Source organism: Ramlibacter pinisoli (assembly GCF_009758015.1).
Taxonomy (GTDB): domain Bacteria; phylum Pseudomonadota; class Gammaproteobacteria; order Burkholderiales; family Burkholderiaceae_C; genus Ramlibacter; species Ramlibacter pinisoli.
Map to the genome: position 1 here is coordinate 2076261 of NZ_WSEL01000003.1, position 22002 is coordinate 2098262.

At 72.6% G+C, this 22002-nt stretch carries 21 protein-coding genes; 11 read left to right on the plus strand and 10 right to left on the minus strand.

The genetic code is table 11. The annotated features are described in order from the left end of the window. Nucleotides 1–66: 66 nt before the first annotated feature. The 4 genes from GON04_RS11280 to GON04_RS11295 are packed head-to-tail and all read left to right on the plus strand — an operon-like array spanning nucleotide 67 to nucleotide 4997. Nucleotides 67–1563, plus strand: a complete 1497-nt coding sequence (locus tag GON04_RS11280; RefSeq protein ID WP_157397962.1) for an ABC transporter substrate-binding protein — start codon at nucleotides 67–69, stop codon at nucleotides 1561–1563. Continuing rightward, nucleotides 1563–2984: an amidase gene (locus GON04_RS11285; RefSeq protein ID WP_157397963.1), complete on the plus strand. Its 1422-nt coding sequence runs from the start codon at nucleotides 1563–1565 to the stop codon at nucleotides 2982–2984. Before GON04_RS11280 ends, GON04_RS11285 begins: the two co-directional genes overlap by 1 nt. Continuing rightward, on the plus strand, nucleotides 2974–4308 hold the full coding sequence (locus tag GON04_RS11290; RefSeq protein WP_157397964.1) for a tetratricopeptide repeat protein: 1335 nt from the start codon (nucleotides 2974–2976) through the stop codon (nucleotides 4306–4308). Before GON04_RS11285 ends, GON04_RS11290 begins: the two co-directional genes overlap by 11 nt. Continuing rightward, nucleotides 4305–4997: an alpha/beta fold hydrolase gene (locus GON04_RS11295; RefSeq protein ID WP_338050935.1), complete on the plus strand. Its 693-nt coding sequence runs from the start codon at nucleotides 4305–4307 to the stop codon at nucleotides 4995–4997. Before GON04_RS11290 ends, GON04_RS11295 begins: the two co-directional genes overlap by 4 nt. Here the strand turns inward: GON04_RS11295 and coaD are convergent. From coaD to GON04_RS11315, 4 genes are all read right to left on the minus strand, one after another. Continuing rightward, nucleotides 4994–5500 carry a pantetheine-phosphate adenylyltransferase gene (gene coaD, locus GON04_RS11300; protein ID WP_157397965.1) on the minus strand — a complete coding sequence of 169 codons (507 nt, stop codon included), beginning with the start codon at nucleotides 5498–5500 and terminating at the stop codon, nucleotides 4994–4996. The genes GON04_RS11295 and coaD overlap by 4 nt on opposite strands. Nucleotides 5501–5529: 29 nt before the next feature. Further along, entirely contained in the window at nucleotides 5530–6129 is a 600-nt protein-coding gene (gene rsmD, locus GON04_RS11305) for a 16S rRNA (guanine(966)-N(2))-methyltransferase RsmD (protein ID WP_157397966.1), read from the minus strand. A 189-nt stretch (nucleotides 6130–6318) separates the two neighbouring features. Then, entirely contained in the window at nucleotides 6319–7677 is a 1359-nt protein-coding gene (locus GON04_RS11310; protein ID WP_157397967.1) for a M16 family metallopeptidase, read from the minus strand. Nucleotides 7678–7687: 10 nt separating this feature from the next. Continuing rightward, the gene (locus tag GON04_RS11315) at nucleotides 7688–9130 is read right to left on the minus strand and encodes a M16 family metallopeptidase (protein WP_157397968.1); all 1443 of its coding nucleotides are present in this window, start codon (nucleotides 9128–9130) and stop codon (nucleotides 7688–7690) included. 28 nt (nucleotides 9131–9158) lie between these two features. Between GON04_RS11315 and ftsY the strand changes: the two genes are divergently transcribed. Further along, nucleotides 9159–10373, plus strand: a complete 1215-nt coding sequence (gene ftsY / locus GON04_RS11320; protein ID WP_157397969.1) for a signal recognition particle-docking protein FtsY — start codon at nucleotides 9159–9161, stop codon at nucleotides 10371–10373. Nucleotides 10374–10394: 21 nt separating this feature from the next. Here the strand turns inward: ftsY and phnE are convergent, their stop codons facing one another. From phnE to senA, 5 genes are read right to left on the minus strand one after another with little or no spacing between them, the layout of a single operon-like run. Beyond that, nucleotides 10395–11210 (minus strand): phosphonate ABC transporter, permease protein PhnE, encoded by an 816-nt coding sequence (gene phnE / locus GON04_RS11325; protein ID WP_157397970.1) that lies wholly within the window; start codon nucleotides 11208–11210, stop codon nucleotides 10395–10397. 5 nt (nucleotides 11211–11215) lie between these two features. Then, a complete protein-coding gene (locus tag GON04_RS11330) occupies nucleotides 11216–12052 on the minus strand; it encodes a PhnE/PtxC family ABC transporter permease (protein ID WP_157397971.1) in 837 nt (278 codons plus the stop codon). A gap of 5 nt (nucleotides 12053–12057) precedes the next feature. Beyond that, entirely contained in the window at nucleotides 12058–12885 is an 828-nt protein-coding gene (locus GON04_RS11335; protein ID WP_181653996.1) for an ATP-binding cassette domain-containing protein, read from the minus strand. A gap of 16 nt (nucleotides 12886–12901) precedes the next feature. After that, complete coding sequence (locus GON04_RS11340; protein ID WP_157397972.1) at nucleotides 12902–13771, minus strand: putative selenate ABC transporter substrate-binding protein; 870 nt, start codon at nucleotides 13769–13771, stop codon at nucleotides 12902–12904. Nucleotides 13772–13802: 31 nt separating this feature from the next. Beyond that, entirely contained in the window at nucleotides 13803–14984 is a 1182-nt protein-coding gene (gene senA, locus GON04_RS11345) for a selenoneine synthase SenA (protein ID WP_157397973.1), read from the minus strand. On the opposite strand from senA, the gene senB reads away from it, so the two are divergent. Next, nucleotides 14972–15961 carry a selenoneine biosynthesis selenosugar synthase SenB gene (gene senB / locus GON04_RS11350; RefSeq protein WP_157397974.1) on the plus strand — a complete coding sequence of 330 codons (990 nt, stop codon included), beginning with the start codon at nucleotides 14972–14974 and terminating at the stop codon, nucleotides 15959–15961. The two genes, senA and senB, sit on opposite strands and share 13 nt — an antisense overlap. Next, a complete protein-coding gene (selD, locus tag GON04_RS11355) occupies nucleotides 15958–17040 on the plus strand; it encodes a selenide, water dikinase SelD (protein ID WP_157397975.1) in 1083 nt (360 codons plus the stop codon). Before senB ends, selD begins: the two co-directional genes overlap by 4 nt. Here selD and cutA read toward each other — a convergent pair. Continuing rightward, on the minus strand, nucleotides 17037–17372 hold the full coding sequence (gene cutA / locus GON04_RS11360) for a divalent-cation tolerance protein CutA (RefSeq protein ID WP_157397976.1): 336 nt from the start codon (nucleotides 17370–17372) through the stop codon (nucleotides 17037–17039). The two genes, selD and cutA, sit on opposite strands and share 4 nt — an antisense overlap. Before the next feature lie 100 nt (nucleotides 17373–17472). On the opposite strand from cutA, the gene GON04_RS11365 reads away from it, so the two are divergent. The 4 genes from GON04_RS11365 (at nucleotide 17473) to GON04_RS11380 (ending at nucleotide 21880) form a co-directional block, all read left to right on the plus strand. Next, nucleotides 17473–17889, plus strand: coding sequence for an Mpo1 family 2-hydroxy fatty acid dioxygenase (locus tag GON04_RS11365; protein ID WP_338050936.1), 417 nt, complete (start codon nucleotides 17473–17475; stop codon nucleotides 17887–17889). A 168-nt stretch (nucleotides 17890–18057) separates the two neighbouring features. Further along, nucleotides 18058–18978 carry an RNA polymerase sigma factor RpoH gene (rpoH, locus tag GON04_RS11370; protein ID WP_181653997.1) on the plus strand — a complete coding sequence of 307 codons (921 nt, stop codon included), beginning with the start codon at nucleotides 18058–18060 and terminating at the stop codon, nucleotides 18976–18978. Nucleotides 18979–19065: 87 nt separating this feature from the next. After that, nucleotides 19066–20775, plus strand: a complete 1710-nt coding sequence (locus GON04_RS11375; RefSeq protein WP_157397979.1) for a 7TM diverse intracellular signaling domain-containing protein — start codon at nucleotides 19066–19068, stop codon at nucleotides 20773–20775. A 94-nt stretch (nucleotides 20776–20869) separates the two neighbouring features. Continuing rightward, the gene (locus GON04_RS11380; protein WP_157397980.1) at nucleotides 20870–21880 is read left to right on the plus strand and encodes a Bug family tripartite tricarboxylate transporter substrate binding protein; all 1011 of its coding nucleotides are present in this window, start codon (nucleotides 20870–20872) and stop codon (nucleotides 21878–21880) included. Nucleotides 21881–22002: the final 122 nt, after the last annotated feature.

The window sequence follows — 22002 nt, forward strand, 5'->3', positions numbered from 1 at the left end:
TGATGCCCTGCGCGCCGCTGAGCCAGGCCGCACCGTATCCCACCTGAACCTCCCTGGAGCCCCACCATGCTGAACCGACGGACCGTCCTGTCTTCCGCCGCCCTCGCCGGCCTGCCGCTGGCGCTGCCCGACCTCGCCCTGGCGCAGGCCCGGAAGGACAGCATCGTGCTGGCCATGGCGCTGGAGCCCAGCCCCGGCCTCGACCCCACCGGCGGGGCGGCGTCGTCCATCGGCGAGGTGACGCTCTACAACGTCTTCGAGACGCTCACCAAGATCAACGCCGACGGCAGCGTCACGCCGCTGCTGGCCGAGAGCTGGGAGGTCTCGCCCGACCTCACCACCTACACCTTCAAGCTGCGCAAGGGCGTGAAGTTCCACAACGGCGAGCCGTTCAACGCCCAGGCGGTGAAGTTCTCGTTCGACCGCGCCGGCGGCGACAAGAGCACCAACAAGGACAAGCGCACCTTCGCCAACATCAGCACGCAGGTCATCGACGAGAACACGGTCGTCATCCTCACCAAGGAGATCGATCCCGACTTCCCGTTCCTGCTCGGCCAGGCCACGGCCGTGATCGTCGAGCCCAAGAGCGCCGACGGCAACGCCACCAAGCCCACCGGCACCGGCCCGTACCGCCTGGAGAACTGGGTCAAGGGCTCGTCGGTCACGCTGGCCAAGTGGGACGGCTACCGCAACGCCGCCGCCATCAAGCTCAAGCGCGCGACCTTCCGCTTCATCCCCGACCCGGCGGCGCAGGTCGCCGCGCTGCTGGCCGGCGACGTCGACGCCTTCCCGCGCGTCACGCCGCGCAGCGTGGCGCAGTTCAAGGACAACCCGAAGTTCCAGGTCGTCGTGAGCGGCTCGCGCGCCAAGACCATCCTGGCCATCAACAACAAGAAGAAACCGCTCGACGACGTGCGCGTGCGCCGCGCCATCGCCGCCGCCATCGACCGCAAGGCCGTCATCCAGGGCGCCGGCGACGGCTACGGCGCGCCGATCGGCAGCCACTACGTGCCGGGCGCGTTCGGCTACGTCGACACCACCGGCGTGAACCCGTACAACCCGGACCGCGCCCGCGCCCTGCTCAAGGAGGCCGGCATCGGCGGCCCGCTGGAGCTCACCATCACCCTTCCGCCGCCACCCTACGCGCGCCAGGGCGGCGAGGTCATCGCCTCGCAGCTGTCCAAGGTGGGCATCACGGCCAAGCTGCAGAACGTCGAGTGGGCCCAGTGGCTGTCCAACACCTATGGCGGCGCCCACAACTACGAACTGACCATCATTTCGCACGTCGAGCCGTTCGACCTGGGCAACTTCGCCAAGCCCGACTACTACTGGAACTACTCCAACCCGAAGTTCAACGAGATCTACGACCGCCTGAAGAAGGCCCAGCGCCCGCAGGACCGCTCCAAGCTGCTGGCCGACGCCCAGCGCCTGCTGGCCGACGACTGCGTGCACGCGTTCCTGTACCAGCCGCAGTGGGTCACGGTGGCCAACAAGAACATGAAGGGACTCTGGAAGGACTTCCCGATCTTCGCGAACGACCTCTCCGCGCTGACCTGGGCCTGATGCCGCAACTGCACGATCTCCCCGCCACCGAGATGGTGGCGGGCTACCGCCGGCGTGAGTTGTCGCCCGTCGACGTCACCCAGGCTGTCCTGCGCCACATCGAGCGCTGGGAGCCGCACCTGCAGGCCCTGTTCCTGCTGCGTCCGGAGCGCGCGCTGGCGCAGGCGCGGGCGAGCGAGGCGCGCTGGCTGCGCGGCGAGCCGCTCGGCCCCATCGACGGCGTGCCCGTCACGCTCAAGGACAACATCGCCACCGCCGGCGACCCCACGCCGCTGGGCACCGCCGCCGTCGACCTGGTGCCGGCGGCTGCCGACGCCCCGCCCGCCGCCCGGGTCCGCGACAGCGGCGGCGTGGTGGTCGCCAAGACCACCATGCCCGACTACGGCATGCTCTCCTCGGGGCTGTCCAGCTACCACGCGCTGGCGCGCAACCCGTGGGACCTGACCAAGACGCCCGGCGGCTCCAGCGCCGGCGCCGGCGCCGCCGCGGCGGCCGGCTACGGGCCGCTGCACGTGGGCACCGACATCGGCGGCTCGCTGCGCCTGCCGGCCGGCTGGTGCGGCATCTTCACGCTCAAGCCCAGCCTGGGCCGCATCCCGATCGACCCGCCGTACACCGGCCGTGCCGCCGGGCCGATGACGCGCAGCGTCGCCGATGCGGCACTGCTGATGCAGGTGCTGTCGGGAGCCGACCCGCGCGACAGCATGAGCCTGCCGTGGCAGGACATCGCCTGGCACGACAGCGACCGCGGCGTCGGCCGCCTGCGCGGCCTGCGCATCGGCCTGCTGCTGGAGGCGGGCTGCGGCCTGGCCGTGCTGCCCGAGGTGCGCTCGGCCATCGAGCATGCCGCCCGCCTGTTCGAGCGCGCCGGCGCCACGGTGCTGCCGATGCAGCCGTTCATGACCCAGGGCATGCTCGACGGCATGGACCACTTCTGGCGCATGCGCTCGCATGTCGACCTGAAGGCCCTGCCGCCGGAGCGTCGGGCGCTGGTGCTGCCCTACATCCGCCGGTGGGCCGACAGCGCCGCCACGCTCGGCGGCGAGGCGATGTTCAAGGCTGCGAGCCAGTTCCACGCCACCCGCGTCGCCACCGTCGCCGCCTGCCGTGCGTTCGACTACGTGCTGTCGCCCGTGTCGCCGGTGCCGGCCTTCCCGGCCGAGCTGCCGTCGCCCACCAACGACCCGCTGCGGCCGCTGGAGCACATCGGCTTCACCGTGCCGTTCAACATGTCCGAGCAGCCGGCGGCGTCGGTCCACTGCGGCTTCACCCGCGACGGCCTGCCGATCGGGCTGCAGATCGCCGGCCAGCGTTTCGACGACCTCGGCGTGCTGCAGGTCGCGCGGGCCTTCGAGCTGCTGCGCGAGCCGATGCCGGCCTGGCCGCAGCCACCGGCGGGGTCACGGGAGCATGTGGACTGACACGCTCGGCAACCCCGTCACGCTGGACGGCGGCGGCGCCAGCCTGGCGCTGCTGAACGACTTCGTCGAGGGGTTCATCGCCAGCGAGGCGCGGGCGGCCAACGTGCTGCAGGCGCAGCACGATCCCAGCCCCATCGTCCAGGCGGCGATCGCGGCCGTGCACCTGTTCGCCGAGTCCGCCACCGCGGCCGCCAGCGCCCGCCCGCACGTGCTGCGCGCGCAGGCCGGCGCGCACGCCGCCACCCCGCGCGAGCGGCAGTTCATTGCCGCCGTCGCGGCCTGGGCCGACGGCGACATCCCGAGCGCCGTCGCCCTGCACGAGGCACAGGCGCGCGAGCACCCGCGCGACCTGGCGTCGCTCAAGCTCGGCCATTACCACCTGTTCAACCGCGGCGACTCGCCCGGCATGCTGCGCATGGCCCTCGCCGCGCTGCCCGCGGCGGCCGACGTGCCCTACCTGCACGGCATGCTGGCCTTCGCCTGGGAGCAGTGCCACGCCCTCGACGAGGCCGAGACGCAGGCCCGCACCGCCATTGCCATGCGGCGCAAGGAGCCCTGGGCGCACCACGCGCTGGCGCACGTGCTGCTCACGCAGGGGCGGCTGCACGAAGGCCACGACTTCCTGGCCGACGTCAGCGAGACCTGGACCGGGCTGAACTCGTTCATGGTCACGCACAACTGGTGGCACCAGGCGCTGTTCGCGCTCGACCTCGACCGCGCCGACGAGGTGCTGGCGCTCTACGACCAGCAGGTCTGGGGCGTCGCCTGCGACTACACGCAGGACCAGGTCAATGCCGTGTCGCTGCTGGCGCGGCTCGAACTGGCCGGCGTCGACGTCGGCAGCCGCTGGGACGACGTGGCCGGCTACCTGGCCCGGCGCACGGCCGACCAGGTGCTACCCTTCCTGGACCTGCAGTACCTGGTCGGACTGGGCCGCGCCGGCCGGCCCGAGGCCGACACGCTGCTGGCCAACATCGCGGCCAGGGCGCGCGCGGCCGGCCCGACCGACGCCGCCTGGGCCGAGGTCGCCTGGCCGGCCGCGCGTGGCCTGCTGGCCTGGACGCGCGGCGACCACGCAGCCTGCGTGCGCGACCTCGGCCAGGCGCTGCCGCGCCTGCTGGAGATCGGCGGCAGCCACGCCCAGCGCGACCTGTTCGCGCAGATCCACCTCGACGCGCTGGTGCGCAGCGGCCACCTGGGCGGCGCGCAGAACCTGCTGCAGCCCCAGCTGCGCGCCCAGCCCGAGTCCCGGCGCCTGCGCCGCCAGGCCGCCGCGCTCTACGCTGCCCTCGGCCTGGGCGGCGCCACGGAGCACTTCCTGTGAACACCCTGGTCCTGCTGCCGGGGCTGGCGGCCGACGCCGCCATGTGGCGCCACCAGCTGGCCGGCCTGGCCCGCTGGCAGCCGCAGGTGAGCGACGTCCACATGCGCCACGCCAGCATCCCGGAGATGGCGGCGGCGCTGCTGGCGCGCCACCCCGGCCCGCTGGTGCTGTGCGGTGCGTCGATGGGCGGCATCGTCGCGATGGAGGCGGTGCGCCAGGCACCCGATCGCGTTACCGGCCTGGCGCTGCTCGGCACCAACGCCCAGCCCGAGAGCCCGGAGATGCGCCAGCTGCGCGAGCAGGCCATGGTGCTGTTCGCGCAGGGCCGCGTCGAGGAGGTGATCCGGCCCAATGCCGACCTGGCCTTCCATGCCGCCGACGCCGCCCTGCAGGCCGACTACCTCGCGTTCGTGCTGCGCGCCGGCGCCACGCAGTTGATCCGCCAGAACCGCGCCATCGTCGCGCGGCCGGATGCGCGGGCCCACCTGCCGCAGGTGCGCTGCCCGACCCTGGTGGTGTGCGGCGAGGACGACCGGCTCACGCCGCCGGCGCTGTCGCGCGAGATCGCCGCCCTCATCCCCGGCGCCGAGCTCACGCTGCTGCCGCACTGCGGCCACATGCTGACCATGGAGCAGCCCGAGGCGGTGAACGCCCTGCTGCGCGAGTGGCTGGGCCGGCTGCCCGGCTAGGTGCCGCCCAGGCTGCGCACCTTCTCCATCAGGCGCTGCTGCACCAGCGGCGAGACGAACTTGTCGACCTCGCCGCCGAGCACCGCGATCTCGCGCACGAAGGTGCTGCTGATGAACTGGTACTTGTCGCTGGGCGTGAGGAACACTGTCTCGACCTCGGGCATGAGGCTGCGGTTCATGCCCGCCAGCTGGAACTCGTAGTCGAAATCGGTCACCGCGCGCAGGCCGCGCACCATGGCCTTGCCGCCGCGGGCGACAACGAAGTCGCGCAGCAGGCCGGAGAAGCTCTCCACCTCGACCTGCGGGTACTCGGCCACCACCTGGCGGGCCATGTCGATGCGCTCGGGGAGCGTGAACATCGCCTTCTTGTGGTGGCCCGCCGCGACCGCCACGATGACCCGCGGGAACAGCTGGATGGCGCGGCGGATCACGTCTTCGTGCCCCAGGGTCATGGGGTCGAAGGTGCCTGGATAGACAGCGATCACGGGTTGGTTCTGGGCCATGGTGCCTCGGGGGTCGAGCCGGGGAGGCATTATGGCGCCGCGCCGGCGGCCAGGCCCAGCAGGTGGGCGTGGACGGCCCCGGCCCGGATGTGGCGCCGCAGCTCCAGCCCCCGCCCGGCCGCCTGCGCCACCGACCAGGCCGTGGGCGCCTCCAGGTACAGCAGCCCTTGCGGCGCCAGGGTCGGGACCGCCGCCGCCACCGCCTTGTCGAACAGGTCGGCATCGAACGGCGGGTCGAGGAACACCAGGTCCTGCTGCGTGCCGGCCAGGTCCTTCAGCACCGACAGGCCGTTGGCGCGCCGCACCTCCACCGTGTCGGCCGACAACCGGGCCTTCACGCTGCGCAGGGTGGCGACCAGCTCGGGGTCCTGCTCGACCAGCAGCACCTGCGCGGCGCCGCGCGAGGCGGCTTCCAGTCCCAGCGCGCCGGAGCCGGCGAACGCGTCGACGCAGCGCCAGCCGCCCAGGTCCTGGCCGAGCCAGTTGAAGAGCGTCTCGCGCACGCGATCCGGCGTGGGACGCAGGCCGGGCTTGTCGGCCACCGGCAGCCGGGTGCGCTTCCACTGGCCGCCGATGATGCGCACCTCGTGGACGGCGCGGCGGGCGACAGGGGCGGTGGCTCTGGGCATGCGGCGAGCTTACCGCCCGCCCCGAAAAAAATCGGCGCGGGTCCCGTGGGGCCCGCGCCGAATCCTCTCTGCTTGCGATGCGTTGTCGCCCTGACGTTGCTCCTCGGGCACCTGTGTGACAGCAGGTGGCTCCATTCTTGAGCAGGGCTCGGGCCGCCCGCACTGCGGCCCTGTCATGACTGACAGGACTCAGCGCACCGCCGGCGGCGTCGCGCCCACGGTGATGGTGACCATGCGCTCGGGCTGCAGCTTGCGCGCCATGGCCGCCCGCACCTGCTCGGCAGTGACGCGTTCCACCTGCGCCGTCCAGGTGTCCAGGTAGTCCAGCGGCAATTCGTTCCAGGCGATCGAGGCCACGTTGTCCAGCAGCTTGCGGTTGCTGTCGATGCGCAGCGCGAACCCGCCCACCAGGTTGTCCTTGGCGGCCTTCAGTTCGGCCGCGCTCGGGCCCTCGGCCACGAAGCGGGCCACGGTCTCGCGCGCGACCTGGGTCGCCTGCGCCGCCTGGTCGGGCCGGGTCTGCAGGCCCACCGTGAAGGCGCCGGCGTGCAGCCCGGGCGAGAACGAGCTCGACGCGCCATACGACAGCCCGCGCTTCTCGCGCACCTCGTCCGACAGGCGCGACACCAGCCCGCTGCCACCGAGGATGTAGTTGCCCACCAGCAGGGGGAAGAAGTCGGGGTCGCTGCGCCGGAAGCCGGGCTGGCCGAACAGCACGTGGGCCTGCGCCGACTGGAACGGCACGGCGATGGCGGCCGGGGCGGCGAGCGGCGGCACGTCGGCCACCGGCGGCAGCACCGGACAGGCGCCGGTGCCCTGCGGCAGCCGCGACAGCAGCTCGGCGACGATGGCATCGGCCTGGGCCCGGGTGACGTTGCCCACCACGCTGGCCTTGGCCCGGCACGGCAGCACGTGCGCGCGATGGAAGCGCCGCATGTCGTCCACCTCGATGGCGGCCAGCGTGGCCTCGGTGGTCTCGTAGCCGTAGGGATGGCCGCCGTACACGGCCTGCCGGTAGGCGCGGCCGGCCACGGTGCCCGGGCGGGTGTTGGCCTCGCGGATGGAGGCGGCGATGCGCTGGCGATCGCGCAGCCACACGTCGGATGGGAACGACGGCTCGCCGATCTGGCGCGCCGCCAGGTGCACCGCCCGCTCCAGCAATGCCGGGTCGGTCAGCGAACGCAGGCTGAAGCTCATGCGGTCGCTGCCGGCGTCGCCGCCGAAGCCGGCGCCCAGGTCGGCCCAGGCCTCGCCCAGCTGGTTCTCGTCGAGGGCCGGCTCGTTGCCGGCCGCCAGCACGCCCTTGCCGGTCATGGAGGCGGTGAGGCTGGCCAGCCCGGCCTGGGCGGCGGGATCGCGGCGGCCGCCGCCGTCGACGTCGATCTGCACGTCGACCATCGGGATGGCGTGGCTTTCCACCAGGTAGACGGTGGCGCCGCTGGCTTGTTGCCATTTCTGGATCGGCAGCGCCGCCAGGCTGGCCGAGGCCGTGGCCAGGCAGGCCACCGCTGCCAGGCCGGCGCGCAGGACAGGAAGAAGACGGGTCATGCGGACAACCTCAATGGCGCAGGCCGGCCGGCGGCGTGCGGGGACGGGCGTTCGGGTCGCGCGGCAGCGGCCGCAGGATGCCGACGGTGAGCTGGTCGTCGCCGAAGTAGCGGGCGGCGACCCCCTGGACCTGGGCGGCGGTGACGCCCTTGAGCCGTTCGATCAGGCGCTCGCTGGCATCGAGGGGCAGGCCCTGCACCCAGAACGTGCCCAGCTCGCGCGCCTGGCTGAAGACGGAATCGAGCTTGTAGACCTCGGCAGCCACCCAGCGCGTCTTCACGCGCTGCAGTTCGGCCTCGTTGACGCCCTCGCGCGCCACCTTGGCCACCTCGGCACGCAGGGCGGCCTCGACCTGCTCGGGCGTCTTGCCCGGCGCCGGCACGCCGTCGAGGGTGAACAGCTGCGGCCCGCGGCCCCACAGGCCGTTGCCGGCCCCGGCGCTGTCGGCCACGCGGTCCGGCCCCTGCGTCAGGGCGCGATCGAGCCGCGCGCCGCTGTAGCCGTCGAGGACCGCGGCCAGCACCGTCAGCGCCAGCGCATCGTCGCCTTCCGGGCCCGGCTCGAAGCCGCGCAGTTGCGGGACCTTGTACGACAGCGCCACGTACGACTGCTCGGCCGGCGCCTTGTGCTCGACCCGGCGGGCGCCGGCCTGCGCCGGCTCGATGCGCGCCTTGCGCGCCGGCACGGGACGCGCCGGGATGGTGCCGTAGATGCGCTCGGCCAGCCGGCGCACCTGTTGCGGGTCGACGTCGCCGGCCACCACGACGGCGGCATTGGCCGGCACGTACCAGCGCTGGAAGAACTCGCGTGCGTCCTGCGGGGCCATGGTCTCCAGGTCGCCCATCCAGCCCGAGATCGGCCGCCGGTAGGGCGAGGCCAGGTAGGTGGCGCCGCTGATCACCTCGTACAGCATGGCCCGCGGCGAGTCCTCGATGCGCAGCCGGCGCTCCTCCTTGACGACCTCGAGCTCGCGCCTGAACTCGTCGTCGGGCCAGCGGTTGTTGGCGAAGCGGTCGGCTTCCAGCTTCATCACCTCCTCCAGCCGGTTGCTGGGGATCTGCTGGTAGTAGCCGGTGGCGTCGCGGCTGGTGAAGGCGTTCTCGCGCCCGCCCATCGCGGCCACGCGGCGCGAGAACTCGCCCGGCCCGAGCTGGGCCGTTCCCTTGAAGAGCATGTGCTCCAGGATGTGGGCGACACCGCTGGTGCCGTCGACCTCATCCATGGCACCCACGCGCACCCACAGCATGTGGGCCACCGTGGGCGCGCGCCGGTCGGGCTTGACGATGAGCGTCATGCCGTTGGCCAGGGTGAACTGGACGGGCACCGAGGCACCGGCGCGGGCCGGGGCGGAGGTGGTGGAGGTGGCGGGCACGGCCTGCGCTTGCGCGGGCGGCCCGGCGAGGATCAGCGTGGCCCAGCAGGCAGCGGCCACGCATCGCAGGGGGCGTTTCATAGAATCCATTGATTCTAGAAACCCGCTGATGTTCAGTTTCTTTCGCCGCAAACCGGCCCCGACTCCCGCCCCGGCCCCGGTTGCGAGCCCGGCGCCGACCACTCCACCCGTCGTCTCGAGCCCCGCGCCGGCACCCGTTGCCGCCCCGGCGGCGCCGATCCCGGCACCGGTACCTGCACCCGCACCCGCGCCCATCCCGACACCCGCACCTGCGCCAGCACCCGCACCCATCCCGACACCGGCACCCGCGCCGGCGCCGCTGACCGGCGGCGGCCTCATCGGCAGCGCGCTGGTGCGGCCGATGGAGATCCCGGTGCAGGCGCCGGTGGAGCCGGTGGCGCCGGAACGCCAGGGCTGGATGAACCGCCTGAGCGCCGGTCTGCGCAAGACCGGCTCCAGCCTGGCCCAGGTGTTCACCGGCGGCCAGATCGACGACGCCCTGTACGAGGAACTCGAGTCCGCGCTGCTGCTGGCGGACACCGGCGTGCGGGCCACCGAGCACCTGCTGGCCGAGGTCAAGCGCAAGGTGGCGGCGACCGGCGCCACGCGACCGGTGCAGGTCAAGAACATCCTGAACGAGGCCCTGGCGCAGCTGCTCAAGCCGCTGGAAAAGGAGCTGGTGATCGGCGAGCGCCTGCCCACCGTGATCATGGTCGCGGGCGTCAACGGCGCCGGCAAGACGACCTCGATCGGCAAGCTGACCAAGCACCTGGCCGACGAAGGCGCCTCGGTCCTGCTGGCCGCGGCCGACACCTTCCGCGCCGCGGCGCGCGAGCAGCTCGCCATCTGGGCCGACCGGAACACGGTCGAGATCGTCAGCCAGGAAGGCGGCGACCCGGCGGCGGTGAGCTTCGACGCCGTGACGGCCGGCCGCGCGCGCGGCAAGGACGTGGTCATCGTCGACACGGCGGGCCGCCTGCCGACGCAGCTGCACCTGATGGAGGAGCTGCGCAAGATCAAGCGCGTGCTGCAGAAGGCGCAGGACGACGCTCCGCACGAGGTGCTGCTGGTGCTCGACGGCAACACCGGGCAGAACGCGCTGGCGCAGGTCAAGGCCTTCGACGCCGCGCTCGGCCTCACCGGCCTGGTGGTCACCAAGCTCGACGGCACGGCCAAGGGTGGCGTGCTGGCGGCGATCGCGCAGGAAAAGCCGGTGCCGGTCTACTTCATCGGCGTGGGCGAGAAGCTCGAGGACCTGGAGACGTTCAACGCGCGCGAGTTCGCGCAGGCGCTGCTCGGCTAGCAGCCCGCACGGCGCAGGCGCCTAGCGAGTGAGCAGGCGCCGCAGCCCGTGGCTGGCGCCATCGACCGCCAGCACCAGCACCAGCATCGCGGCCAGGATGGTGGCGGTCTCGGCCATCTGGAACAGCCCGAGGTGGAACGCCAGCAACTGCCCCAGGCCGCCCGCCCCCACCACGCCCAGCACCGCGGCCGCGCGGATGTTGTTCTCCCACCGGTACAGCGTGTAGCTGAGCAGCTGGGGGGTCACCTGGGGCAGCACGGCGTAGGCCAGCACGCGCGCCTCGCCGACGCCGCGCACGCGCAGCGCGAAGCCGGGCTCGGGCGCGGCGTTCTCGATCGCCTCGGCGAACAGCCGCCCGAGCACGCCGGTGGTGTGCAGCGCCAGCGCCATCGTGCCCGCGAAGGGTCCGAGGCCGGCGGCGATCAGCAGCAGCGCCGCCCACATCAGCTCGGGCACGCTGCGCAGCACGTTCAGCAGCAGCCGGCTGGGGCCGCGCCAGCGGGCCGGATCGCCCGCATGGGTGCGGCTGGCCGGCAGCGCCAGCAGCAGGCCGCCCAGCGCCGCCAGCAAGGTGCCGACCACCGACATCGCCACCGTCTCCAGCAGGGCCGGCGCCAGCCTGGCGAGGAAGCGGCCGTCCAGGCTGGGTGACAGCAACTCGCCGGCGAAGCGGCCCATGCGGGCCAGCGACTGCGGCCCGAAGAAGCGGCCCCACTGCAGGTCCAGCGAGGCGAAGCTCAGGCCGACGAGACCCAGCAGGGCGAGCAGAAAGGCGGCCACCCGCAGGCGCAAGCTGCGCCAGGACGGCGGCGGGACGGGATCGGCCATGCCTGCCATCGCCCTCACCCGAGCAGCCGGCGCAACCAGCCGCTCAGGCGGTCGGTGAGCGCGACCAGCAGCACGAACACCACCAGCAGGGTGCAGACCTCGGCGCCGTTGAACATCTTCATCGCGTTGTCCATCTGCTGGCCCAGTCCGCCGGCACCCACGAAACCCAGCACCGCGGAGGAGCGGATCGCGCACTCCCAGCGGTAGACGGTGTAGCTGGTGAGCTCCGACGCGTTCTGCGGCAACAGGCCGTAGAAGAATGCCTGCAGCCGGCCGCTGCCGTTGCGCAGCAGGGCGCTCGCGGCCTGCGGGTCGCCGCTCTCCAGGATCTCGCCGTACACCTTGCCCAGCATGCCGCCATAGGTGAGCCCGATGGCCAGCACGCCGGCGGTGGGGCCCAGGCCCACCACGCGCACGAACACCAGGGCCCAGATCAGTTCCGGCACGCTGCGCAGGACCACCAGCACCGCGCGCACGAACCAGCGCAGGGCCGCCGGCGCCACGCCCATCCGCCCGGCCAGCGCCGAGATCGACAGCGTGCGCACCGACAGCAACGCCAGTGGCACGCCGATGGCCAGGCCCAGCACCATGCCGCAGGTCGCGATGGCCACGGTGCGCCAGGTCTCGCGCGCCACCAGCGCCAGGAACTGCGCATCCGCGCGCGGTGGCACGAAGTCGGCCAGGAAGTGCGCCGCGGGCCGCAGGCCTTCGACCGAGAACAGCTGCCACGGACGGAACTCCGCGACCACCAGCAGCGGCCACAGCAGCAGCAGGGCAGCCAGCGTCCAGCCGACGCGGCCGGACCAGGCCGGGTCGCGCGCGGCGGGCGCTGGCAGCGGGGCGGTCGCCATGGCCGTCAGCGGCAGTAGGGCGCCGTTCGCGGCGGCGCCGGCAGCATGCCCGGCTCGGGCACCGGCCCTTTCAGCTCGTCGAGGTGCTGGTCGTACAGCGCCATCAGCCGCTCGGGCGTGACGGCGGCCGCCGGCAGGTCGAAGCACAGCGCGCCGTCGCGCAGTGCGAGGACACGGGGGAAATGGCGCAGCGCCATCGGCACGTCGTGCATGGTGCAGACCAGCGTGGCATTGCGGTCGCGCGCGGCCTGGGACAGCGACTGCAAGGCCAGCCCGGCGCGCGCCGGGTCCAGCGCCGACAACGGCTCGTCGACCAGCAGCAGACCGGCCTCGGCGACCAGCGCACGCGCCAGCCCGACGCGCTGCCGCTCCCCGCCGGACAGGCGGTCGACCCGCTCGAACAGCTTGTCGGCGAGGTCGAAGCGCGCCAGCGCGGCCTGGGCCTGCGCGATGCCGACCGGATAGACCAGGCTGCGCAGGCTGGCCAGCAGGCCGGTGTGCGGCAGCCGGCCGGCCAGCACCGCCGTCACCACGCGCTGGCGAGGCGGCAGCGGCGGCACCTGGGGCGCCAGGAACAGGCGTCCGCGCAAACGGCGCAGGGCGGCGGCACCCAGCGACCAGGGGTCCTGGCCATCGAGCTCCACCCGGCCGGCCGACGGCCGCAGCGCACAGGCCATCGCATGCAGCAGCGTCGTCTTGCCGGCACCCGAGGGGCCGATCACCGCCACCTGCTCGCCCGGCGCCAGCGCCAGGGTGAGCGAGGCCAGCGTGGGAGCGGCGCCGCGCGCGGCGGAGAGATGCCGCACCTGCGCGGCGCGAAGCGTCACCTGCACGCCGGCGAACCCTGGGTCACTTCAGCAGGCCGGCATTGCGCGCCGCGGCCTCGATGCCCTTGTAGTTCTCGGCACGCGTCGGCACGAAGCGGGTGGCGCGTTGCAGCTCGAGGATCTCGCGGCCTTCGGGCGTGGCGTTGTTCAGGTCGAGGAAGGCCTTGGCCAGGCGCTCGCGCTGCGGCGCCGGCATGTCCGCGTGCACCGTCCAGTTGTAGTCGTAGTACGCGGGCGTCGTGAAGAACACGCGCACCTTGGCCGGATCGACCTTCTTGTCGGCCACCAGCTTGTCCCACACCGAGATGTTGAGCGCGCCGGCGTCGACCTTGCCGGAGGCGACGGCGGCGACGGTGGCATCGTGGGCGCCGGAATAGGCCACCCGCTTCAGGTCGCGGTCCGGGTCGACGCCCGCGCCGAGCAGGAAGCTGCGCGGCATCAGGTGCCCGGAGGTGCTGGATTGCGAGCCGAAGCTGAGGGTGCGGCCCTTCAGGTCGGCCAGCGACTTGATCCCGGCCTCGGTGGTGACGAACACCGAGCGGAACTTCTCGTCTTCCTCGCGCTGCACCAGCGGCACCACCTTGCCGCCCGAGCGCTGCTGCGCCTGCACGAAGGTGAAGCCGCCGAACCAGGCCAGGTCGACCTGCTGGTTGGCCAGCGCCTCGACGGCGGCGGCGTAGTCGGTCACCGGCGTGTACTCGGCCTTGACGCCCAGCCGCTGCTCCAGGTACTTGACCAGCGGCGCCGCCTTGCGGGCCAGCTCGGTCGGCGACTCGTCCGGGATGGCGGTGATGCGGAACACCCGCTGGCCCTGGGCCTGGGCGGCGGAGAAAGCGGCGGCGGCCGTGAGCGCGATCAGCGCGCGGCGGGTGAGCGGTGTGGGGCCCGGCATGGAAATCCTCGCTGCGAAGTGCAGCGGGCGATTACACCGCAACCGCCGGAGCGGGAAGTGCGCAGCTGCGAAAGCCCGCAAAGATGTCGCTGCGCCACGGATCGAAGAAGTTGCGGTAGCGCGGGTGCGCCAACACCTCCGAGGTGGCGGCGCAGGCGCCGCGCAGCACGCGCGGGCGCCCGAACCAGGGCTGCGAGTAGTCGCGGTAGGGATGGGCCACGAACCCCGGCCAGCCCTGGAAGGTGGAGGCGGTCCATTCCCAGGCCTGGCCCCACGCGAAGCCCGGCGCCGTGAGCGCGGCGCATTCCCACTCGGCCTCGGACGGCAGCCGGCGTCCGGCCCAGCGGCACCAGGCCTCGGCCTCGTGGCAGCTCAGGTGCACGGCGGCGTCGTGGCCGCGCGGCAACCGGGGCGGGTGCTGCCGCTCGCGCTGGCGCCACTGCCAGCCGTCGGCGGTCCACCAGTCGCGCTGCTGGTAGCCGCCGGCGTCGACGAAGGCGGCGTAGCGCGCCCAGGTGACGGGCACGGCATCGATCTCGAACGCGGCCAGCGCGACCGTCCTCGGCTGCAGCTCGTTGTCGAAGGCGAAGCCGGCGCCCTGCCAGCCGAGGTCGAACGCCTGTGCCGGCACCTGCAGGGCCGACGGCGGGCCGACCGGCCGCGGCGGCAGCGGGACCGCGAAACCCAGCCTGCGCGCCATGTAGCAGGCCGCCTCGGCGTGCATGGCCTCGTGCAGGCACACGAGGCGGAAGAAGTACAGGTCGTCGTCGCCCGCGTCCGGCGGCAGCGCGTCCAGCAGGCCCAGGGTGGCCGCGAAGGTCTCGTCCATCCACTGCCGCAGCCCGCCCAGCGGCGGCAGCGGCAGCGACCAGCGCGGGCGATGGGCGATGCGGCTGGAATCGAACCAGTCGTCGGCGCCGGCCAGCGTCGCGGGCGGGCGCGGGTGCAGCGGGTCGCAGCGCACGCCCAGCGGGCGCTGCCGGTTGCGCGCGATCCACCAGTCCTGGAACCAGGCGACGTGGCCGAGCTCCCAGCGCGGCGGGTTCAGGCCGGGGTCGTAGGGAACGGCGAGGTCGGGCCCCAGCGCGTCGACGTAGCGCTGGGCCAGCGCCAGGGTGCGCGCGCGCTGCGCGACCAGGGCCGCGCGCACGTCATCGCGCGTGCCCGTCCGCAATCGGGTGGCCGCGCTATAACCGACGGATGCATCGCTCATCGGTGGTCATCGTAAGCCCGGCGCTCGCCCAGGCCAACAATGGGAACTGGCAGACGGCGCGCCGCTGGCACCAGCACCTGGCGACGGACCACCGGGTGCGCATCACCGACCGCTGGCCGGACGGCGCTGCGGCGCGGGACCAGGTGATGCTGGCCCTGCATGCCCGCCGCTCGGCCGACGCCGTGGCCGCCTGGGCCGACGCCCACGGTGGCGCGCGGCTGGCGGTGGTGCTGACCGGCACCGATCTTTACCAGGCCGACCTGCCGCACGATGCGGCCGCGCAGCGCTCGCTGGCGCTGGCCGGCCGGCTGGTCGTGCTGCAGGACCAGGCGCCGGCCGCACTGCCGGCGGCGGTGCGCCACAAGGCGCGCGTGATCTACCAGTCGGCGCCGACGCGGCAGCCGCTGCCCAAGACCCACCGGCACCTGCGGGTCGCGGTCGTCGGCCACCTGCGCGAGGTGAAGAGCCCCGACACGGTATTCGCACTGGCGCGGCAGCTGGCCGGCGTGGCCGGGGTCCGGATCGACCATGTCGGCGACGCCGATCCCGGCTGGGCGGCCCAGGCCCGCGCCACCGAAGCGGTGAACGCCGGCTACCGCTGGCTCGGTCCCCTGCCCCATGACCGGGCCCGCCGGGTGATCCAGCGTGCCCACCTGCTGCTGCATCCGAGCGCGCTGGAAGGCGGGGCCCATGTCGTGATGGAAGCGGTGTGCAGCGGCACTCCGGTGCTGGCCTCGCACGTGCCTGGCAATGTCGGCATGCTGGGCGATGACTACGCCGGCTACTTCCCGCACGGCGACACCGAAGCCCTGGGCCGGCTGCTGCTGCGCTGCCACGGCGAACTGGACAAAGCCCCCGACGGCACCCTGCTGGCCACCCTGCGCGCACAATGCGGACGCCGCGCCCGGCTGTTCGATCCCGAAGCCGAACGGCGCGCGCTGCTGCAACTCGTGCAGGACCTGCTGGACGCCCCATGAACGCCCCCCACCATCCCACCGTCGCCTCGGCCGCCGAGCCGCGCCTGACCTCCCTGTCGCACGGCGGCGGCTGCGGCTGCAAGATCGCGCCCGGCGTGCTGGCCGACATCCTCAAGGGCACGACCGGTTTCCCGGTGCCGCCCGAGCTGCTGGTGGGCATCGAGACCGCCGACGACGCGGCGGTCTACAAGCTCAACGACGAGCAGGCGCTGATCGCCACCACCGACTTCTTCATGCCGATCGTCGACGACCCGTTCGACTTCGGCCGCATCGCCGCCACCAACGCGATCTCCGACGTCTACGCCATGGGCGGCCGCCCCATCCTGGCGCTGGCGCTGGTGGGCATGCCGATCAACGTGCTGTCCACCGCCACCATCGGCCGCATCCTGGAAGGCGGGGCGTCGGTCTGCCGCGCCGCCGGCATCCCGATCGCGGGCGGCCACACCATCGATTCGGTCGAGCCGATCTACGGGCTGGTCGCGCTCGGCCTGGTGCACCCGGATCGCGTCAAGCGCAACGCCGACGCCCGCGCGGGCGACCGGCTGGTGCTGGGCAAGCCGCTCGGCGTGGGGGTACTGTCGGCGGCGCTGAAGAAGGAGACGCTGGACGCCGCCGGCTACGCCCGGATGATCGCCACCACCACCCGGCTGAACACGCCCGGCCCGGAGCTGGCGGCGCTGGACGGCGTGCACGCGCTCACCGACGTGACCGGCTTCGGGCTGGCCGGCCACGCGCTGGAACTGGCGCGCGGCGCCGGGCTGACCGCGGTGATCGACTGGGCCCAGGTGCCGCTGCTGCCCGGGGTGGCGGAGCTCGCCGCCGCCGGCCATGTCACCGGCGCGTCGGGCCGCAACTGGGCCGGCTATGGCGCCGACGTGCAGTTGCCGGCCGGGTTCGCCACCACCTCGCAGGCGCTGCTGACCGACCCGCAGACCAGCGGCGGCCTGCTGGTGTCCTGCGCCCCGGCCGCCGTGGAGTCCGTGCTGGCACTGTTCCGCCGCCATGGCTTCGACGGCGCCGCCGTCGTCGGCGAGGTCCAGGCGGCGGACGCTGCCGGCCCGCGGCTGGTGGTGCGCTAGCGGGCGCTGACTTCCTGGCGTACCCAGTCGGCATAGGCCGCACTGGCCTCGTCGAGTTGCCACAGCAGTTGCGGCAGCTGGTACGGATGCTCGCTGGCGAACCAGGCTTGCAGTGCCTCCAGGCGGTCCGGCAGCGACTTCACCGTCAGCCGCAGCTCGGTTTCGGCGCACAGGGCGCCCTCCCAGCGGTAGTGCGACTCCACCTCGGCGTCGATCTGGACGCAGGCGGCGAGCCGGCAGTCGAGCAGCGCCCGGGCCAGCCGCCGCGCGTCGTCGCGGTTCCCGACCGTGGTCGTGAGGCTGAGGACACGGGTGTCGTTGCCGGGTGCCATGGTGCAAACTTCTCCTGGCGCCATTGTTCCAACAACGACCGGGAGACACCATGCAGTCCGCCACCGACCCTGCCGCCGGCGCGTCGCCGCGCCGCGCCGCGTGGACGCCCTGCTCGCCCACTACGGCGAGAGCCACCGGGACCCGCGCAACGAGGCCATCCACTGCGTGGCCATCCCGCTCATCCTGCTGAGCCTGCTCGGCCTGATGGCCGCCCTCCATCCCTGGGTGGCCTATGCCTTCGTGGCGGCCAGCCTGGTCTATTACGCCCGCCTGTCGGGCGTGTTCCTGGCCAGCATGGCGCTGGTGTCCCTGCTGGCCCTGGCGCTGGTCCATGCGATGGGCGAGCGGGTGCTGCCCCTGTCGGCCGGCATCTTCGTGGCGGCCTGGATCGCCCAGTTCGTCGGCCACAAGCTCGAGGGCCGCAAGCCCTCGTTCTTCGAGGACCTGCAGTACCTGTGGGTGGGGCCACTGTTCGTGCTCAGCCTGCTGTTTCGCAAGCTCGGCCTGCGCTGGTGACGGCTGAGGTCCCCGGAACTTCCGGGGCCGTTCCAGGGTCCATGACGGCTGGTTCGGGTTAACCCGCATTTCGCTATCGCGGGCATTGATCCGGCCTTTAGCACTCTCACTCATCGAGTGCTAACATGCCTCTCAACTATGAAAGGAGCACCCGGTATGACCGCTTCGATGACAGCCCCCGCAGGTGCCCTGGCCGTGGCCAGCCCCTGGGCTGTGGTGCCATCGCTGGGCAATCTGGACGCCTATATCTCGGCCGTGAACCGCCTGCCCATGCTCACGGTCGACGAAGAGCAGGAATTCGCCCGCAAGTTCAGGGCCCATGACGACCTGGACGCTGCCGGGAAGCTGGTGCTGTCGCACCTGCGGCTGGTGGTGTCGGTCTCGCGCAAGTACCTCGGCTACGGCCTGCCCCACGGCGACCTGATCCAGGAAGGAAACATCGGCCTGATGAAGGCCGTCAAGCGCTTCGACCCCGACCAGGGCGTGCGGCTGGTGAGCTACGCCCTGCACTGGATCAAGGCCGAGATCCACGAGTACATCCTGAAGAACTGGCGGATGGTCAAGGTCGCCACGACCAAGGCCCAGCGCAAGCTGTTCTTCAACCTGCGCTCGATGAAGCAGGGCTTCAAGGACGATGCCGACGCCGAGACCCACCGCGACACGCTGACCGACGCCCAGATCGACGTCATGGCGCGTGAACTCAACGTCAAGCGCGAGGAAGTCGTCGAGATGGAAACCCGCATGTCGGGCGGCGACGTCCTGCTCGATCCCTCGCCCGGTGACGACGGCGAGGATGCCTTCGGCCCCATCGCCTACCTGGCCGACGCCAGCCACGAGCCCACGGCCGTCATGGAGTCGCAGCAGCGCGACGTGATGGCCAGCGACGGCATCGCCGCCGCCCTCGAAGAGCTCGACCCGCGCAGCCGCCGCATCGTCGAGGAGCGCTGGCTGAAGGTGAACGACGACGGCTCCGGCGGCATGACGCTGCACGAACTGGCGGCCGAGTACGGCGTGTCGGCCGAGCGCATCCGCCAGATCGAGGTCGCGGCGATGAAGAAGATGCGCAAGGCGCTCGCCGCCTTCGCCTGACGGCTCCTGCCGTCGGCCGAGAAGCCCGGCAGCGCCGGGCTTTTTTTTGCCCTCCGCCCGCTACGGTCCAGGTGTGACAATCCGCCCGTGCCTGGCCGGTCCGTCCTCCGCCTCCTCGTCCTGCTCGGCTGGCTGCTGGTCGGCGGTGCCCTGGCGCAGGACCAGCCGGCGCCCATCGTCCTGACGCCCGGTGCCGCGGCCGTCTCGCTGGGCGGCGCGGCCGAGTCCTGGATCGAGGCGGGTCGCGGCCGCACCATCGACGAGATCGACGCCGCCGGGCCGGCGCTGCCCTGGCAGGTGCGCCAGCCGGGGCAGCAGGATCGCCTCGACCAGGCGGCCTTGTGGGTCCGCTTCACCGTCGAGCTGCGCGACAGCGAGCGCTGGTACTTCGTGGTCGACTCGTCCGGCATCGACCGGGTGCAGCTGTTCCACCGCGGCCCGGGCGGGCGCTGGGTGGTGGAGGAAGCCGGCGACAGCCGCCCGGTGTCCGAATGGCCGGTCCCGGGCCGGGTCCCGACCTTCGAGCTGGCGCGCCAGGGCGGCCCCACCACCTACTGGGCGCGGATCGAGCACGACCGGGTGGACTTCGCTGCCCCGCTGCTGCTGCACAGCCAGCCGCAGCTGCTGGCCATGCGCGAGCGCGAGCAGTTCCTGTTCGGGGCCTATTTCGGCGTCGCCATGCTGCTGGCGCTGGTGTCGGTCGCCAATGCGCTGCTGTGGGGCGACCGCAACTTCGCCGCCTACGCGCTCTACCTCATCCTGTTCACGCTGGGCCAGGCCGCCTACCTGGGCGTCGGCGCGCAGCACCTGTGGGACCGCTGGCTCGACTGGAACGCCCAAAGCACCTTCCTGCTGCCCGGCCTGTCGGCGGCGGCGGCCCTGTGGTTCGTGCAGGTGGTCACCGAGCCGGCCCGCTTCTCGCGCCGACTGAACCTGGCGGTGCTGGCCCTCATCGGCCTGCTGCTGGCCGCGCAGGTTCTGGACACGCTGGTGCCGTCGCGGGCCACCTTCGGCGCCCGCCTGCTGCTCACCAGCGCGGCGCTGGGGCTGGTGGCGGTGCTGGTCGGACTGGTCTGGCGCAAGGGCGACGACCCCGACATCCGCGTCATCGCGCTGGGCTTCCTGCCGGTGCTGGTGATGGCGGTGTTCCCCATCCTGCGCGGCCTGAACGTCATTCCCAACTCCATCGTCACGCGCTACGGGCTGGCGATCGGCGCCGCGCTGGAGATGCCGATCCTGTTCTATGCCCTGAACCTGCGCGCCAGCCGGCGCCGCGAGGCGCAGCAGCGCGCCACCGCGCTGCCGCACACCGACGCCCTCACCGGCCTGGCCAACCGGCGCAGCCTGGTGCAGCGGCTGGACGCGGCCATGGCCCGGGCCCGCAACCAGAAGCGCCCCTGCGCACTGCTGCTGGTGCGTGTGGCCAATGCCGAGGCCCTGCTGGGCGAGCACGGCCGCGACACGCTCGACCGGGCCCTGGTGGTCACCGCCTCGCACCTGCGCCGGGCCGCAACCGACATCGACCTGGCGGCGCGCATCGGCGAGCGCGAATTCGCGCTGCTGGTCGAGGGCCCGACGACACCCGACCTGGCCACCGCGCGGGCGCAGCAGCTGGTGGCCAGCGGCCTGCGCCCGGTGCAGGCCCTGCCCGCCGATGTCACGCTGCGCCTGCTGGTGGTCATCACCCTGCTGCCCGACCAGGCGCCCGATGCCGAGGCCACGCTGCAATGGGTGCAGGGCGCACTGGGCGGCATCCGGAACGACTCGCGCAAGCAGATCCGGGCACTCAACTTCTGATGCGGGGGGTCGCCAGCTGATTGCCAGCACGCTCGCGTTAGCATCACGGCCCCGCTCCGTCCCCGGAGCCCTTGCACCCATCAGGATCTTGGACATGGACCAACCCATCCACCGCCGCGCCGCCCTGGCGCTGGCGCTTGCCGCCGCCTCGGCGCCCGTGCTGGCGCAGAGCCGCAAACCGGCACCGGCCTCGGCCACGGCCGCCAACTGGCCCACGCGGCCCCTGCGCATCCTCGTCGGCTTCCCCGGCGGCTCGACGCCGGACCTGGTCGCCCGCACCATCGCCGAGCCGCTGTCCAAGGCCCTGGGCCAGCCGGTGGTGGTCGACAACCGGCCCGGCGCCGGCGGCAACATCGCCGCCGATGCGGTGGTCCGCGCGACCGACGACCACACCATCGGCGTGATGATCAACGGCAACATGACGATCGCGAAGCTGCTCAACCCGGCCACGCCGTTCGACCCGCTGAAGGACCTGGCGCCGGTGAGCCTGATCGGCACCGCGCCGCTGCTGCTCACGGCGCCGGCCAACGCCCCCGGCCACAACGCGCAGGAATTCTTCGTCGCCGCCCGCAACGCCGGCAACAAGTGGAGCTACGGCACGCCGGGCGTGGGCACCGTCGGCCACATCGGCATGGAGCTGATCAAGACGCGCACCAACATCGATCCGGTGCACGTGCCCTATCCGGGCAACCCGCAGGTGATCAACGCCATGATCGCCGGCCAGGTGCATCTGGCGCTGCTGCCGCCCGGGCTGGCGGCGCCGCAGATCCGCGCCGGCAAACTGCGCGCCATCGGCGTCACCTCCCCCGGCCGCAGCCCGCTGGTGCCCGAGTACCCGAGCCTGGACGAAGGTGGCGTCACCCGCGGCCTGCAGCTCGAGATCTGGACCGCGGCCGCCGCGCCGGCCTCCATGCCCAAGCCCATCGTGGCCAAGCTGTCGTCGCTGATCGCCGAGATCGCGCGCATGCCCGACGTGCGCCAGAAGCTGTTCCAGCAGGGCTGGCAGGTGGCCGGCACGTCCAGCGAAGGCCTGGCCAACCGCATCAAGGCCGACACCGCGCTGCTGGGTGGCGTGATCCAGATGCGGGGCATCAAGGCCGAGTGATTCGCTTCGAAAACGCTGCGCGTTTTCGAAGTGCTCTGATCGGTTGAAGGTGGACCGGCGAAGCCGGATCCACCTTCAAGGTGTGTGCGCGCTGCATGCTATTGCGCGCGCACGGATCGACC